The 16122-nt window shown below is 61.5% G+C and carries 14 protein-coding genes and 2 pseudogenes; 10 read left to right on the top strand and 6 right to left on the bottom strand.

Annotated features, from left to right (window positions below; genetic code table 11):
- The first annotated feature begins 123 nt into the window (after positions 1-123).
- The 7 genes and pseudogenes from DNK50_RS25945 to DNK50_RS29675 form a co-directional block, all read left to right on the top strand.
- Positions 124-642, top strand: coding sequence for an RNA polymerase sigma factor (locus DNK50_RS25945; RefSeq protein ID WP_112196622.1), 519 nt, complete (start codon positions 124-126; stop codon positions 640-642).
- Positions 643-716: 74 nt separating this feature from the next.
- Positions 717-1685 carry a FecR domain-containing protein gene (locus DNK50_RS25950; protein ID WP_099585541.1) on the top strand — a complete coding sequence of 323 codons (969 nt, stop codon included), beginning with the start codon at positions 717-719 and terminating at the stop codon, positions 1683-1685.
- Positions 1686-1800: 115 nt separating this feature from the next.
- Complete coding sequence (locus DNK50_RS25955) at positions 1801-4365, top strand: TonB-dependent receptor (protein ID WP_112196623.1); 2565 nt, start codon at positions 1801-1803, stop codon at positions 4363-4365.
- A 136-nt stretch (positions 4366-4501) separates the two neighbouring features.
- On the top strand, positions 4502-5110 hold the full coding sequence (locus DNK50_RS25960) for a biliverdin-producing heme oxygenase (RefSeq protein WP_099585543.1): 609 nt from the start codon (positions 4502-4504) through the stop codon (positions 5108-5110).
- An 81-nt stretch (positions 5111-5191) separates the two neighbouring features.
- A complete protein-coding gene (locus tag DNK50_RS25965; protein WP_099585544.1) occupies positions 5192-5593 on the top strand; it encodes a YbaN family protein in 402 nt (133 codons plus the stop codon).
- Positions 5594-5870: 277 nt separating this feature from the next.
- A pseudogene (locus DNK50_RS29670) lies at positions 5871-6962 on the top strand (cache domain-containing protein); the annotation flags it as partial.
- A gap of 381 nt (positions 6963-7343) precedes the next feature.
- Positions 7344-7868: pseudogene (locus tag DNK50_RS29675) on the top strand (methyl-accepting chemotaxis protein); the annotation flags it as partial.
- Positions 7869-7930: 62 nt separating this feature from the next.
- On the opposite strand, the gene DNK50_RS25975 reads toward DNK50_RS29675, so the two are convergent.
- Entirely contained in the window at positions 7931-8494 is a 564-nt protein-coding gene (locus DNK50_RS25975; protein ID WP_099585546.1) for an NAD(P)H nitroreductase, read from the bottom strand.
- 175 nt (positions 8495-8669) lie between these two features.
- Between DNK50_RS25975 and DNK50_RS25980 the strand changes: the two genes are divergently transcribed.
- The 3 genes from DNK50_RS25980 to DNK50_RS25990 are packed head-to-tail and all read left to right on the top strand — an operon-like array spanning position 8670 to position 12257.
- On the top strand, positions 8670-10061 hold the full coding sequence (locus tag DNK50_RS25980) for a di-heme oxidoredictase family protein (RefSeq protein WP_371929532.1): 1392 nt from the start codon (positions 8670-8672) through the stop codon (positions 10059-10061).
- Between the two features lie 31 nt (positions 10062-10092).
- Positions 10093-11157 (top strand): imelysin family protein, encoded by a 1065-nt coding sequence (locus tag DNK50_RS25985; RefSeq protein ID WP_112196626.1) that lies wholly within the window; start codon positions 10093-10095, stop codon positions 11155-11157.
- 2 nt (positions 11158-11159) lie between these two features.
- Entirely contained in the window at positions 11160-12257 is a 1098-nt protein-coding gene (locus DNK50_RS25990; protein ID WP_112196997.1) for a DUF1513 domain-containing protein, read from the top strand.
- A gap of 83 nt (positions 12258-12340) precedes the next feature.
- On the opposite strand, the gene DNK50_RS25995 is transcribed toward DNK50_RS25990, so the two are convergent.
- The 5 genes from DNK50_RS25995 to colR all read right to left on the bottom strand — a co-directional run bounded on the left by DNK50_RS25995 (position 12341) and on the right by colR (position 16110).
- Positions 12341-12568 (bottom strand): hypothetical protein, encoded by a 228-nt coding sequence (locus tag DNK50_RS25995; RefSeq protein ID WP_099585549.1) that lies wholly within the window; start codon positions 12566-12568, stop codon positions 12341-12343.
- Entirely contained in the window at positions 12565-13284 is a 720-nt protein-coding gene (locus DNK50_RS26000) for a lipopolysaccharide kinase InaA family protein (RefSeq protein WP_099585550.1), read from the bottom strand. The genes DNK50_RS25995 and DNK50_RS26000 overlap by 4 nt, the downstream gene beginning before the upstream one ends.
- 4 nt (positions 13285-13288) lie before the next feature.
- Positions 13289-13969: a class I SAM-dependent methyltransferase gene (locus DNK50_RS26005; RefSeq protein ID WP_099585551.1), complete on the bottom strand. Its 681-nt coding sequence runs from the start codon at positions 13967-13969 to the stop codon at positions 13289-13291.
- A gap of 187 nt (positions 13970-14156) precedes the next feature.
- Positions 14157-15437 (bottom strand): HAMP domain-containing sensor histidine kinase, encoded by a 1281-nt coding sequence (locus DNK50_RS26010; RefSeq protein ID WP_099585552.1) that lies wholly within the window; start codon positions 15435-15437, stop codon positions 14157-14159.
- Positions 15427-16110, bottom strand: coding sequence for a two-component system response regulator ColR (colR, locus tag DNK50_RS26015; protein ID WP_027605482.1), 684 nt, complete (start codon positions 16108-16110; stop codon positions 15427-15429). The genes DNK50_RS26010 and colR overlap by 11 nt, the downstream gene beginning before the upstream one ends.
- Between the last annotated feature and the right edge of the window lie 12 nt (positions 16111-16122).

A 16122-nucleotide genomic window follows, 5' to 3' on the forward strand; every position in this document is an offset into this window, starting at 1 on the left:
TGAGCTTATGTGGGAGGGGCTTGCCCCCCCACATTTGATCGATGCAGGCCTGCAGAAATAGCCACTTGCCATTTCAGTTGATGATAAGCATTATCATTAACTGCAAATCGGTCTGGTATCACTGTGAGCCAATCTCGCTTCAATCAAGTCTTTCTCACCCAACGGGTGATTCTGCTACGCACCTTGCAGCGGATGGTGAATAACCCCAGCACCGCCGAGGACCTGTTGCAGGAAACCTACCTGCGCGTCACCCGGGCCCTCAGCGAGCGGCCGATCGATCACCTTGAACCTTTCGTCTACCAAACCGCGCGCAATCTGGCGTTGGATCACCTGCGTTCGCGCAGGATTCAGGCCCGAACGCTGCAGGAAGATGTCCCGTTCGACATCCTGCAAAGCGTCGCAGCGCCCATCAGCACCCCCGAAGATGCGACCCAGGCCGAGCAACTGCTTGAACACCTGAGCGTCAGCCTGGGCCAGTTGAGCGCCCGCCAGCAGCAGATTTTCATCCTCAGCCGCCTGCACGGGTGCAGCTACCAGGAGATCGCCGATCAGTTGGAGGTGTCCTTGAGCACCGTGCAAAAGGAACTGAAATTGATCATGGCCATCTGCGTAGGTGTGGCCGAACGGCTGGATCGGCCTTAAGCTGCACCCGACAGAAGTGTCGACCCAGGCTGTAGGATTTATGAATAGAACGTGGCGAAGACCCGAGGCACACCGTGACGGACCCGAATAAACTGCGCCCCCATGAGCTGGCTCATGAGGTGTTGCAAGACACGGCTATGGACCAGGCCCTCGACTGGCTGATCGCCTTGCAGTGCCCGCAGCCCGGGCAGCAGGCCGAGTTTGAAGCCTGGCTGGCCCACGACACGGCCCACGTCCAGGCTTTCGCCAAGGCACAGGCCGCCTGGGGTGGCGCGCCCGTGCACAGTGCTGCCATGGCTTTGGCCGCGCCACGCAAGCCCAGCGCCTGGCGCCGGATCAAACCCCATTGGAAACCACTGGCCACCGCCGCTGTGCTGCTGATTGGCCTGTTCAGCTTCAGCAATCTGCCAGTACGCCTGCAAGCCGATCACCTGACCGTGGTGGGCGAACGCCAGCGCCTGCAACTGGACGATGGCTCGAAAGTATTGCTGAACACCAACTCGGCGTTCTCCAGCAGCATCAAGGACCAACAGCGCATCGCCCGCCTGTACCAGGGCGAGGCTTTTTTCGAGATCGCGCCCAGTCATGGCCAGCCCCTGGAAATCGACGCCGGCCCGGTGCGTGCCAGCGTGCGCGACACCGCCTTCGCCGTGCGTTACCTCAATGGCGAGGCCCAGGTGCAGGTGCAGCGCGGTGATGTGGACCTGAGCAACACGTTCGACGACGCCCGTGTACGCCTGCGCGCTGGTGAAAGTATCCGCATCGGCCCCAAAGGCTTCGGCCAGCCGGCCAAGCTGGATGCCAGCAAGGACCTGGCCTGGGTGCAGGGTCGGCTGATTTTCGAAAACTGCCCGATGAGCGAGGTGCTCGCCGAGTTGCGCCGCTATTACCCAGGCTGGATCGTCAACACCAACGACCAACTCGCCAGCGTCGCGGTCACCGGTAATTACCGGCTCGATCAACCGCTGGACGTGGTGCGCTCCCTGGCGCACATCACCTCGGCCAAGCTGTCGGAATACCCAGCGCTGGTCATCCTGAACTAAATGAGAATTATTTTTACTCGATAACCTTCGGCGGTACGTCTCGTCTTAGCCAATGCAACTGATTCCTATTTGATTCGGTTCGCAACTATAAGATTCGCACCCCGGAGCGCTCTCGATGTCCTCTCGTTTCAACCGCCGGTCTTCTTCGCCCGTCCTGTCCCTGTTGACCGCCGCCGTCCTGCTGGCCAGCGCGCCGGTCATGGCCGCCACCGCCGCCGAGCCGGTTTCGCGCAGCCAGGGCAACTACACCTTCAGCATCGAACAGCAGCCGCTGGTCTCGGCCCTCAACGCTTTTACCGCCGTGACCGGCTGGCAAGTCGGCCTGCCAGCAGAGCTGGGCCAGGGCGTGTCGTCCCCTGGTGCACACGGCCCGTTGTCGCCGGAAAAAGCCCTGGACCGGCTGTTGGTGGGGACCAACCTGAGCTACCGCAAACTGGGCAGCAACAACATCGTGCTGGAAAAACGCGCAGCCGGCAGCACCCTCAATCTGCAACAGGTGACCATCAGCGCCACCCGTAACGAGCAGGACGTAAACAGCGTACCAGGCACCGTCAGCGTGCATGAGCGCGAAGAGCTCGACCGCCAGAACGTCAATAACATCCGTGAGCTGGTGCGCTACGAGCCCGGCGTCTCGGTGGGCGGCGCCGGCACCCGTGCAGGTAACGCCGGCTTCAATATCCGCGGCATCGATGGCGACCGTATCCTCACCCAGGTGGACGGCGTGGAAGTGCCGGACAACTTCTTCAACGGCCCCTACGCCAAGACCCGTCGCAACTATGTCGATCCGGAAATCGTCAAACGCGTGGAAATCCTGCGCGGCCCGGCCTCGGCGCTCTACGGCAGCAGCGCCATCGGCGGCGCCGTCAGCTACTTCACCCTCGACCCGGATGACATCATCAAGCCCGGCCAGGACGTCGGCGCCCGCCTGAAGACCGGCTACAGCTCCGCCGACGAAAGCTGGCTGACCTCCGGCACCTTCGCCGGCCGCGTACAGGACTTCGACGGTTTGTTGCACCTGAGCCAGCGCAATGGCCATGAAACGGAATCCTATAACGGCAACAACGCCACCGGCCTGGACCGCACTGGTGCCAACCCGGAAGAAGCGCGCACCACCAATGTCCTGGCGAAACTCGGCTGGAACTATGGCGATGACAACCGTCTGGGCCTGACTTATGAGAAGTACAAGGATGATCGAGACGTCAACCTGAAGAACGCGGTGGGTGGCCCGTTTATCGGTGGCAGAGGCTTTAACCTCTACCGAGACCGTCGGGGTAACGACACGATCACCCGTGAACGTTTCGGCCTGGAAAACACCTTCGCCCTTGAGTCCCCCATTGCTGACCGCATCAAGACCAGCTTCAATTACCAGATCGCCAAGACCGACCAGACCACAGCCGAGATCTATCAGTCTGGGCGTCGCGTATTGCGCACCCGCGACACGCTTTACCAGGAAAAACAGTGGATCTTCGATGCGCAGTTGGACAAAGCGTTCAACCTCGGTGAAACCGGCCACCAAGTCACCTACGGCACCACGCTCAAGCAACAAAAAGTGACGGGGTCGCGCGAAGGCAGCGCGACCTGCGTGGCCGTCGGCAGTGGCTGCACCGCCATTGGAGCACCCAGCCCAATCGCCACCGACAGTGTGAAGAAATCCAGCGATTTCCCAGACCCGACCATCAACACGTATTCGCTGTTTGCACAGGACCAGATCACCTGGAACAAGTGGACCTTCCTGCCCGCGGTACGCTACGACTACACCCAGCTCAAGCCCAAACTCACCCAGGAATTCCTTAATACGGTGAACCCTACCGGTGCGGATTCTGTCAGCGATAAGGAAAAAACCTGGCACCGCGTAACACCCAAGTTTGGCCTGACCTACGCGCTGACCGATCAATACACCTGGTTCGGCCAATACGCCGAAGGTTTCCGCACGCCGTCCGCCAAGGCGCTGTACGGCCGATTTGAAAACCTGAACCTGGGCTACACCGTCGAACCCAATCCGGACCTCAAGCCGGAAACCAGCAAAGGCATCGAAACCGGCCTCCGTGGCAATTTCGACGAGGGTTCCTTCGAGATCGCAGTGTTCTATAACAAATACCGCGACTTTATCGACGAAGACAACGCCGTGGTCGGTGGCACTGTCGAGCAGTTCCAGGCCGTCAATATCAAGCGCGCCACCATCAAAGGTGCCGAAGCCAAGGGCCGTCTGAACCTGGACGCATTCGGTGCGCCACACGGCCTGTACACCCAGGGTTCTGTCTCCTACGCCTACGGTCGCAACGACGAAAACGGAGAACCGCTGAACAGCGTCAACCCGCTCAAAGGCGTGTTCGGCCTGGGCTACGACCAAGACAACTACGGCGGCCTGCTGAGCTGGACCCTGGTGAAGAAACAGAATCGCGTTGACAGTTCCACCTTCCACGCTCCGGACGGCGACACCAGCGCCCCCTTCAAAACGCCCGGCTTCGGCGTCATCGACCTGACGGCCTACTACAAAGTCACCAACGACGTGACCCTCAACGGCGGCCTCTACAACCTCACCGACAAGAAGTACTGGAACTGGGACGACGTGCGCAGCTACGACAGCGTCGGCGAAGCCGCGGTGACCGGCCCGGCCAACCTCGACCGCCTGACCCAGCCCGGCCGCAACTTTGCGATCAATGTGATCTGGGACATCTGACGGCAGCCGCCTTGCCGCGCCGGAATTATTCACCGGCGGGGTGAGGATTTTTTACTGTGCCGCGTCTTCTTGTTCGTCTAGTTGATAACAGCTCTCTTTCGGGCACCAAGGCGCTCCCCTTCTCAAGGACTTTTTCATGACCGCTTCTTCTACCGCTGAACGCCCAAGCCTGCGCTCCCAGCGCCTGAACCAGATCACCAACGAGCCACACACCAAGCTCGATGCCCTGGTGAAGGCCCACGCCCCGTTCGAAACCCCGGCCAACTTTGCCCGTTTCGTGGTGGCGCAGTACCTGTTCCAGTCCGAACTGGTGGCCCTGTACAACGATCCCGAACTGATCAAGATCGTCCCTGACCTGGCCGCACGCTGCCGCGCCGAAGCCGCCAAGCTGGACCTCGCCGACCTGGACACCGACGTGCCGGCGCCGGTGGCCGGTGCCGTGAGCAACCCGAGCAAAGCCCAAGCCCTGGGCTGGCTGTTCGTGTCCGAAGGTTCCAAGCTGGGCGCCGCATTCCTGATCAAGCGTGCGGTGGGCCTGGGCCTGAGCGAAACTTTCGGGGCCCGACACCTGGGTGAGCCGGCCGGTGGTCGTGCTGAAGGCTGGAAGAGCTTTACCCGCACCCTCGACGGCCTGCAATTGAGCGCCGAAGAAGAAGCGGCGGTGGAAAAAGGCGCGGTGGATGCGTTTGTGCGCTTCACCGTGTTGCTGGAACAGGCGTACGCTAGCGCCCCTGAAGTGGCCTGAGCCTGCCAACTTTGTGGGAGGGGCAAGGCCCCTCCTGCATTTCCCCCTCGTTCCAAACTGATTTTCTTTGATACCCGACCCATGACCGGCAAAACCCAATCCACCTCGAAAATCGCGCAGATCCTGTTCGGCCTGCTGGCCTACGTCAGCCTGGGCATTGGGCTGGTGGCGATTGTGATACCGGGTTTGCCCACCACCGAATTCATCCTGCTGGCCGCCTGGGCCGCGACCAAAAGCTCGCCGCGCCTCAGCGCCTGGCTGGAAAACCACCGCCTGTTCGGCCCCATCCTGTTCAACTGGCGCAACGGCAAGATCATTGCCCGCCGGGCCAAAGTCAGCGCCACCGTGAGCATGCTGCTGTGCGCGATCCTGATGCTGGTGATGCTCGACCATGGCTGGCCGATCTACCTGGCGATGGCCGGGATGGGCCTGGGCAACCTGTGGATCTGGTCACGCCCCGAACGGCTCGCACAGCCCGTATAACGCAGCGTGTAGGCATTTTCCTACCGCTCATCGCCTCCCTCTCATGAAACCTCCTACCGCGCCGATGCTCCGGATATAGCGCTGAATGGACTTGGCCGTGCTGTGCATTCCAACAAGTCCATTCGTGAGTGAACCTATGTTCGACACCCTCTCTATCCGCTTGAAAATCGTGCTGCTCTCCGGGCTCTGCCTACTGGGCGTGATTGCGCTGGTGGTCGGCATCAATATCTACACCACCAACCAGAACGATCAGTTGGTCAGCGATTCAAGCTCACGAATGCTCACCGCCAGCGTGGAACAGCTGCTGCAAGCCAAGGCCGCCGAACAGGCCGTGCAATTGCAGAAAACCTTCGGCGACAGCCAGGTGGCGTTGAACGCCCTGGCTGACCAGATCAAAGACCTGCGCAACCTGGGGACCCATCGCGGCCTAGACGCCGGAGCCCTGCGCGAAGAACTCAACCAAAGCGTAAAAACTGCATTCGAGCGCAACAATAAGGTGCTGGGGATCTGGCTGTCGTTCGAGCCCAACGGCCTGGATGGCAAGGACAGCGAATTCATTGATGACAAGGCCCGCGTGTCCAATGAAAAAGGCCGTTTCTCCAGCTACTGGAGCCGGGCCGGTGGCGCAGGCCTGAACACCATCATGGTCGAGGACGACCTCAACAAAACCGCCCTCAACCTCAGCGGCACGCCCTACAACATCTGGTACACCTGCCCACGCGACACCCGCAGCATTTGCCTGCTGGACCCGTATGAAGACACGGTGGCCGGCAAACCCGTGCTGATGACCACTATTTCCCTGCCGCTGATCGTGGACGGCAAGGTCATTGGCATTGTCGGCGTCGACATCGCCCTCACCGCCCTGCAAGCGACCACCGACGCCGCGCAGAAAGACCTGTTCAACGGCGCGGCACACCTGGAAATTCTCTCCAGTACCGGCTTGATCGCCGCCTACAGTGGCGAACCGGCCAAGGTCGGCAAGAACCTGATCGACACCCTTGGCGCCGAAGGCAAGGAAATCGTGCAACTGCTGGCCAGTGACAGCCGCATGATCCGCGAACAGGGCGACACCATCCGGGCCGTGTACCCGGTCAAGCCGATCAGCGATGCCAAGTCCTGGGGCGTGGTGATCAAGCTGCCAAAAGCCGTGATGCTGGCCGATAACGTCAAGCTGCAAGCCGTGCTCGACGATGCCCAGGCCGCTGGCACGCTTAAAGCGTTGCTGGTGGCGGCCGCCGCAGCGCTGCTCGGCCTGCTGCTGATCTGGCTGACCGCCACCGGCGTGACCCGCCCGATCAACAGCGTCGCCGCCATGCTCAAGGACATCGCCAGCGGCGACGGCGACCTCACCCAGCGACTGGCTTATGCCAAGAAAGACGAACTGGGCGAACTGGTGAACTGGTTCAACCGCTTCCTCGACAAGCTGCAACCGACTATCGCGCAGATCAAGCAAAGCATCACCGAGGCCCGCGGCACAGCGGATCAATCCTCAGCCATCGCCCGTCAGACCAGCGAAGGCATGCAGGTGCAGTTCCGTGAAATCGACCAAGTGGCCACGGCGTCCAACGAAATGAGCGCCACCGCCCACGACGTGGCCAACAGCGCCTCCAATGCCGCCAGCGCGGCACGCGGCGCCGATCAGTCGGCACGTGAAGGCATGCAGATCATTGAAAAGAGTACGCGGGATATCACCACCCTCGCCGAAGAGGTCAGCAAGGCAGTGGGCGAAGTAGAAGCCCTGGCGGTCAACAGCGAGCAGATTGGTTCGGTGCTGGAAGTGATCCGCAGCATCGCCGAGCAGACCAACCTGCTGGCGCTCAACGCGGCGATTGAAGCGGCCCGCGCCGGCGAAACCGGCCGTGGGTTTGCGGTGGTGGCCGATGAAGTGCGCAACCTGGCCAAACGCACCCAGGACTCCGTGGAGGAAATCCGCCTGGTGATCGAGCGCATCCAGAGCGGCACCCGTGGCGTGGTCGCGACCATGCACTCAAGCCAAAGCCAGGCCCAGAGCAATGCCGGGCAGATCCATCACGCCGTGCAGGCGTTGGGCAAGATCAGCGATGCGGTGACGGTGATCAGCGACATGAACCTGCAAATCGCCAGCGCCGCCGAACAACAGAGCGCGGTGGCCGAAGAGGTCAACCGCAATGTCTCGGCGATTCGCACGGTGACCGAAACCCTGACCGGCCAGGCTACCGAATCGGCGGCTATCAGCAGTCAACTGAATGCGTTGGCCAGCCAACAGATGAAACTCATGGATCAGTTCAAGGTTTAAGAAACACCACAGATCAAAAGTGGGAGGGGCAAGCCCTCTCCCACATTTGGATCACCTGTGTCTTAAAGACCGGTCCAGGTACTGACAAACTGCGTCAGGTCTTCTTTAGCTGCCGTACGCGGCGGGTTCTGCGGGGTGCCCAGGTAAAGGAAGCCAATCACCTCCTCATCCGCCGTCAGCCCCAAACCTTTGGCCACATGGGCCGAGTACGACAATTCCCCGGTACGCCACACCGCACCAATCCCCTGTGCATACGCCGCCAGCAATATGCCATGGGCCGCACACGCCGCCGCCAGCAGTTGCTCGGACTTGGGCACCTTGAAGTGCTCCTGCAAACGGGCAATCACCACCACCACCAGCGGGGCGCGCAACGGGCCGTTCTGGGCCTTGTCGATGGCGGCTTGCGGGGCGTCGGCGTCTTGCAGGCGTGCGGCCTCGGCCAGCAGCGTACCCATCTGCTCACGGGCGGCGCCTTCTACGGTGAGGAAACGCCAAGGACGCAGTTGACCATGGTCGGGCGCACGCATGGCAGCGGCGAACAGCACGTCGCGCTGCTCCTGGGTCGGTGCCGGCTCCAGCAAACGCGGCACGGAAACACGGTTGAGCAAAGCGTCGAGAGCCTGCATTGGCCACCTCCAGAAAAAAATGTGTGGCCATTCTAGCGGGAATGAATCGGCTACCACCAAACGATAATTGCTCTTATTCATTCCCCCCGGCCCTGTTAAACTTTGTGACCCTGTTTTTCGCCTTCGTTCAGGAAACCTGATGTTCCGTTCGCTTCTTCGTCTGTCTGTAGCATGCATGGCCCTGGGCCTGACTGCGTGCGATGACGCCCCCAGATTCACCAAGGCCGAGCCGGGTGAATCGCGGGCCGGCGGCGCGACGACGGTGAACAAGCGCGACCAGAACGCATTTTCCCTGCCGTCGGCCAACCTGTCGCCGACGCGCCGCCTGGACTTCAGCGTCGGCAACAGCTTCTTTCGCAACCCCTGGGTGATCGCGCCGTCCACCACCACCGCCCGCGATGGTCTCGGCCCGCTGTTCAACACCAACGCCTGCCAGAACTGCCATATCAAGGACGGCCGTGGCCACCCGCCGCTGCCCGATGCGGCCAATGCGGTGTCGATGCTGGTGCGCCTGTCGATTCCCGATGAGCCGCTCTACGCCAAGCTCATCGAGCAGGCGGGCGTCGTGCCCGAGCCCGTCTACGGCGGGCAACTGCAAGACATGGCCGTGCCGGGCGTGGCGCCGGAAGGCAAGGTGCGGGTCGACTACACGCCGGTCAACGTCACGTTCAAGGACGGCACCGTCGTCGAGTTGCGCAAGCCAAACCTGCAGATCACCCAGCTCGGCTACGGCCCAATGCACCCAGACACCCGCGTCTCGGCGCGCATCGCCCCGCCGATGATCGGCCTGGGCCTGCTCGAAGCGATCAGCGACGCGGATATCCTGCGCAACACCGATCCGAAAACCGCCGATAAAGAAGCCATCGTCGGCCGGGCCAATCAGGTCTGGGATGACGCCCGGCAAAAAACCGTCCTCGGGCGTTTTGGCTGGAAAGCCGGACAACCCAACCTCAATCAACAAAATGTTCACGCGTTTTCTGGTGATATGAGCCTCACCACGTCCCTGAGACCCTTCGATGACTGCACCGACGCCCAAGTGGCCTGCAAACAGGCGCCCAACGGCAATGGCGCCGATGGCGAGCCGGAAGTCAGCGATAACATCCTGCGCCTGGTGCTGTTCTACACCCGCAACCTTGCCGTGCCCGTGCGTCGCAACGTCAATGATCCGCAGGTGCTGGCCGGGAAAAACCTGTTCTACCAGGCCGGTTGCCAGGGTTGCCATAAGCCGACGTTCACCACCGCCGCGAATGCCGCCGAACCTGAGTTGGCCAACCAAGTGATCCGCCCCTACAGCGATTTGCTGCTGCACGACATGGGCGATGGCCTGGCCGACAACCGCAGCGAATTCAAGGCCGGCGGCCGCGACTGGCGCACGCCGCCATTGTGGGGCATCGGCCTGACACAAACCGTGAGTGGCCATACCCAGTTCCTGCATGACGGCCGCGCCCGCAACCTGCTCGAAGCCGTGCTCTGGCACGGCGGTGAAGCCCAAGCGGCGCAGCAGCATGTGTTGTCCTTTAATGCCGAACAGCGCGCTGCGTTGCTGGCGTTCCTGAATTCTTTATAAGCTTCGCCCCACTTACCGAAGGGAGCTCGACATGTTCCGTCCCAAGTTGTTGTTCACCAGCCTGGCCGCCCTTGCTCTGGGCGCCTGCTCGCCACAAGACCCGCAAGCCGTGACCTCGGCGGCGATCGCCAAACAAGTGATCCTGCCGACCTACAGCCGCTGGGTTGAAGCCGACCGCCAATTGGCCGTCAGCGCCCTCGCCTACTGCCAGGGCAAGGAAAGCCTGGACACCGCCCGCGCCGACTTCCTCCACGCGCAAAAAGCCTGGGCCGAGTTGCAGCCGCTGCTGATCGGCCCGCTGGCCGAGGGCAACCGTGCCTGGCAAGTGCAGTTCTGGCCAGACAAGAAAAACCTGGTCGGTCGCCAGGTCGAGCAACTGGTCACCAGCCAGCCGCAGATCGACGGCGCCGCACTGGCCAAGTCCAGCGTGGTGGTGCAAGGCCTGTCGGCCTATGAATATATCCTCTACGACGCCAAGACCGACCTCGCCGACGACGCGAACAAAGCCCGTTATTGCCCTCTGTTGGTGGCCATCGGCGACCGCCAGAAAGTCCTGGCCGAAGAGATCCTGGCCAGTTGGAACAGCACCGACGGCATGCTCGCGCAGATGACCAAGTTTCCGAACCAGCGCTACGCTGATTCCCACGAAGCCATCGCCGATCTGCTGCGCGTCCAAGTGACCGCACTGGACAGCCTGAAGAAAAAACTCGGCACGCCCATGGGTCGCCAGACCAAGGGCATCCCGCAGCCGTTCCAGGCCGATGCATGGCGCAGCCAGTCGTCCCTGCAAAGCCTGGAGGCCAGCCTCGCCGCCGCCCAGACCGTATGGGTCGGCGTCGACAACAAAGGCCTGCGTGGCCTGCTGCCGTCGGATCAGAAGCCATTGGCCGACAAGATCGATGCCGCCTACGCCGCGTCCCTGAAACTGTTCGCCAGCAACCAGCGCACCCTCAACGAACTGTTGAACGATGACGCCGGGCGCCAGCAACTCAACGACATCTACGACAGCCTCAACGTCGTCCACCGCCTGCACGAAGGCGAACTGGCCAAGGCGCTGGGCATTCAACTGGGCTTTAACGCCAACGACGGTGACTGATGATGCTCAGGCGACAGGCTTTGGCGGTTGGCAGCGTGCTGCTCAGCGCACTCACGCTGGGTGGCTGGACGCTGTTCAAGCAAAAAGACAAGGGCCCGCTGCTGCTGTCGGCGCGCGATGATGCAGACGGCAAGCACTACGCCGTGGGTTATCACCTGGACGGCAAGCCAGTGTTTGCCACCCAGGTCGGCCAACGCTGCCACGACATCATCAACCACCCGACGCTGCCGATTGCGCTGTTCGTCGCCCGTCGTCCGGGCACCGAGAGTTACCTGATCGACCTGCGTGATGGCGCGTTGCTGCAAACCATCACCTCGAACGCCAATCGCCACTTCTACGGCCATGCGGTGATCCACAAGAGCGGCGACTGGCTGTACGCCACCGAGAACGACACGTCCGATCCCGGCCGAGGTTTGCTCGGTGTGTATAAGTTCGAAGGCGAGCGGCTGGTGCACAGCGGCGAGATTTCTACCCACGGTATCGGCCCGCACCAGGTGTCGTGGATGCCCGATGGCGAAACGCTGATCGTGGCCAACGGCGGCATTCGTACCGAAGCCGAAAGCCGAGTGGAAATGAACCTCAACGCCATGGAGCCAAGCCTGGTGTTGATGCAGCGCGACGGCACGCTGATCAGCAAGGAAACCCTGGCCCAGCAGATGAACAGCGTGCGCCATATGGGCATCGCCAGCGATGGCACCATCCTTACCGGGCAACAGTTCATGGGGCCGTCACAGGAGCGTTCCGAGTTGCTGGCGATCAAGCGGCCGGGTCAGCCGTTCGTGACGTTCCCGGTGGCGGATGAGCAGTTGCAGGCCATGGGGCATTACACCGCCAGCGTCGCGGTGCACAGCGAGTTGCGCCTGGTGGCATTGACGGCGCCGCGTGGCAATCGCTTCTTTATCTGGGACATGGACAGCGGCGAACTGCGCCTGGACGGGCCGTTGCCCGATTGCGCCGGCGTCGGTGCGGTGGCGGATGGGTTTGTCGTCACATCGGGCCAGGGCCGGTGCCGTTTCTACGATTGCCGCCAGAAGCAGTTGGTCGCGAAACCGTTGGAATTGCCGGCGGGGCTTTGGGATAACCACCTGCATCTGATCTGACTGAAGGCCGCGCCCCGCTGGAATTCATTCGCAAAAAAAAGGGCCTCGCATCGCAAGGCCCTTTCCCGGTGGTTTCAATCGCTTCAACTCTGCGGCCTCATCCCTTGAGACATGCCGAACATGAACAGGAGCAACTCATGATCAGGCTTGGCTGCCGTACTCGCCTTGGCGACACGCGGCAACAGGCATTGCGCCCCGCCCTGCGTCGCACTGAGTACCTGTGTGCGAGGCTGCTCCCATGCGGCCAGGGCCAAGGCTGCAACGCCTAACGCCCCCACCAGAAACACACCTCGTGCTATTTCTAGCTTCATTTGGTTAAACCCTTGATAGCGCTGCCAAACGCCGTCTCGTAAAAGTAGCTGAGTTTTGCCCAGTCGCTATCGTTCCACGACGAATGGCGGCGCAGTTGCCGCATGTCATGGGATGCCGCCTGATGAGCGGTCATTCGCTGACGGCACTTCTCGAAGTCCAGGAGTGCCACTTCCACGTTGGCCGAGTCGCCCTCGCCCGTCACCCGTACAAAGATATGCTTGATGTACAGGCAACCATGCTGCCAACGCCCCTTGTGCATGCGCGCCAGGGTGCCGGCCAATTCCTTGAGTACGCGCTCGTGAACCCGCTCGCCGTAGCGTTCACGGCCACCGACCGAGTACCAGTTTTCAATTTCGTCGAAACCGTCGAGAGACGCCGTGACCAGCAACGCCTGCCAATGATGCTCGGCATCACGGCGGGCCTCGCAGAACACCAGTTCCGGTACCCGCACATCGAGCAGGCGCAGGCCCTTGAGGGCATCACGCTCGCGCAGCACGGTGGGGCGCCCAAACGGATGCAGCCAACTGCGGTAGATATGGCCGGTCTGGCGCTTGCTATAGAGCAGACGCCCGTTGGCGCTCATCACCCGCTGCACACCGCTTTCACCGCCGCGCCGACGATTGGGTTCTTCAACCCATTCGCCTTGTTGGCGCCAGAAATAGTCAAACCTTTCTTCGGGAGTTACGTGACTGCCTGCTACGCACTCAACTGCCATCCTGTTACCTCTTGCGCAATACATACACACGCCACATGGCGTACAGCGGTATGAAGTCCAGGGACTCCTGGACACGGAAACCGGCTTGCTCAAACTCTGCTTCAACAGTAGCAGCCGGTAACACAAATCTGTTTTGGTAACCTTCCTGCTCACCCTTCTTGCGCCGCTGATCTTCGAGGCGCTTGCGTTTCCAGGCTTTGAAATTGCCATCGACCCACAGCGAAATGATCACGCTGTCGCGGGTAACACGCTGAAACTCCCGCAATATCGCCAGTCGGTGCGCCGGATCACCAATGTGGTGCAACAAGCGCATACAGAAAATGCTGTCGACCGAGTTATCCGGCAAATCGATATCAAAGGCAGATGTCTGCAAGGGTCGTACCCGTTTCACCACATCCGCAGGTTGGGCGACGGTTGCAACCTTCAACATCGATGCCGAATTGTCCGCACCGATAATCACACGGTTGGGTTTTTCCGCCAGCAACGGCCAGAAGCGCCCCGCCCCACAGGGCAAGTCCAGCACCAGGCCAGGCTCACCCGCCATCGCCAGCGCGCCACGGGCCAATTGCTCGTCGCGTTTGTGGGACAACCGGCGGGCCAGATTGTCCTGATGCTTGAGCAAATATTCGTGGGCGTGTTCGTCGTCGTACTTTTCGGAAAATTCGAGCTTGATGGGGTCAGACATCACAGGTCTCCAGTGACTGATGCCTACCACCTTAGGCAGCGAACTGTGATCAACAGGTCAACCGTGTGTGAAAAACTTGTCCTGTCCAACCCCATACATTTCAAGACTTTACAGACACATTCAGTAGCATGGGGCCATCTTCGCCGAATGACGGGAATGTCTGGCAGGATAGCGGCAGGGTGAGCGGTCAGGCCTTGACCTGACTCAACTCGACATGAAAGCGACAGCCATTGGGCTCCATGGTGCTGAGGCTGACACTCCAGCCCTGGTTCTCGCAGATGCGCTGGACCAGTGACAAACCCAACCCCAGGCCCTCACCGCGTTTTTCGCTGCCGCGTACGAACGGCTCGAACATCGCTTCGCGCTTGTCTTCGGGAATGCCGACCCCCGAGTCCTCCACCACAAAACCATTGGGTTCAAGTGTGAGCCGGATAAAACCGTGCTCGGTGTAGTGCAAGGCATTGCGCAACAGGTTGCCCATCACCGCGTGCAGGAAGGTGGTGTTGTAGCGCGTGTCCAGCGGGTTGCCCGGCTGGTAGATCAGCTCCAGGCCCTTGCGCTCGATTTGCTCACGCCAGATGCCGAGCAAATCGTCCGCCACTTGCGTCAGGGTGACCTGAGGCGACATGGCCGCATCGTTATGCTGGGCACGGGCCAGCATCAGGAAGGTCTGCACCAGTTCACGCATTTCTTCACAGGCCCGAGCAATACGCAGCACCTGGTTACGCCCGCGCTGGTCGATGGCTGGGTTTTCCAACAGCAGTTCACAGGAGCTGGCCAGCACCATCAAGGGCGTGCGCAATTCGTGGCTTACGTCGCTGGTAAACATTTGCTCACGGGACAGCGCCTGGCGCAGGCGCCCCAGGGTGGCATCGAAGGCCACGGCCAGCTCACCGACTTCATCGGCGGCATAGTCCGGCGCCAGGGGCGGCGCCAGGCCCAGCAACTGGTCGCGATGCCGCACTTGGCGCGCCAGGCGCACCACCGGCGCCATCACTTTGCGCGCCAGCACCCAACCGAGGAATACCGCCAGCGCCAGGCTGAGCACAAAGCCCACCAGCACCACGGCGAACAGCACGCGCTCGCGCTCTTCGAAATCGCTTTGGTCTTGCAGCAGCACATAGCGACGGCCGTCGATCACTTCGACCATGGCGTGGTAGGACAGCGACTCGCGAAACACCTCATGAAAGCCCGGCTCCAGGTGCCGCAGGTCCTTGGGTAACTCGAAATCACCCGGACCACCGCTGAAGTAGAACAACTGGTCCGGCTCCGGCCGGTGGTTCCAGTCCTCGACGCTGTCCATCAACAGCAGCCGCTGCAGGTCACCACCCAAACCCGCCGAAATCAGCTTCTCTTCCACCAGATGCACGGTGGCGACGATGCCCATGGCGAAGGCCCCCGCCACTAACGCGCTCATCAGGGCAAAGGCAATGATGATCCGCTGGGCAAGGCTTTGCTTAAACTCCATCACGACCCTCGGCCAGGCGATAGCCGACGCCGTGCACCGTTTGCAGCAACGGCTTGGCAAAGGGTTTATCGATCACTTGGCGCAATTGGTGGACGTGGCTGCGCAGGCTGTCGCTGTCCGGGCAGTCATCGCCCCACAACGCTTCTTCGAGCACTTCCCGACGCAGCACGTGCGGGCTCTTCTGCATCAGTACCGCCAGCAGCTTGAGGCCGACCGGGTTGAGCTTGAGCAGACGCCCTTCACGGGTGACCTCCAGTGTGTCGAGGTCATAATTCAGGTCGGCCACTTGCAGGGCACGGCGTCCGCCGCCTTGGGCACGGCGCAGCACCGCTTCGATGCGCGCGGCCAGCTCCGACAGGGCAAACGGTTTGAGCAGGTAGTCATCGGCGCCGGACTTGAAGCCCTGCAGCCGGTCATCCAGTTGGTCGCGAGCGGTGAGCATGATCACCGGCGTATCGCGGCGTGCGTCTTCGCGCAGGCGTTTGCAGAGGGTGTAGCCATCGATACCGGGCAGCATGATGTCGAGCACAATCAGGTCGTAGTGCTCGGTGGCCGCCAGGTGCAGGCCCGACAAGCCGTCCTGCGCACAGTCAACGGTGTAGCCCTTCAGCCCCAGGTAATCAGCCAGGTTGGCCAGAATATCGCGGTTGTCTTCAACCAATAAAATTCGCATGGGCAGTGTCTC

Origin of the sequence: Pseudomonas sp. LG1E9 (genome assembly GCF_003290225.1) — a bacterium.
Taxonomy (GTDB): Bacteria; Pseudomonadota; Gammaproteobacteria; order Pseudomonadales; family Pseudomonadaceae; genus Aquipseudomonas; species Aquipseudomonas cyclaminis.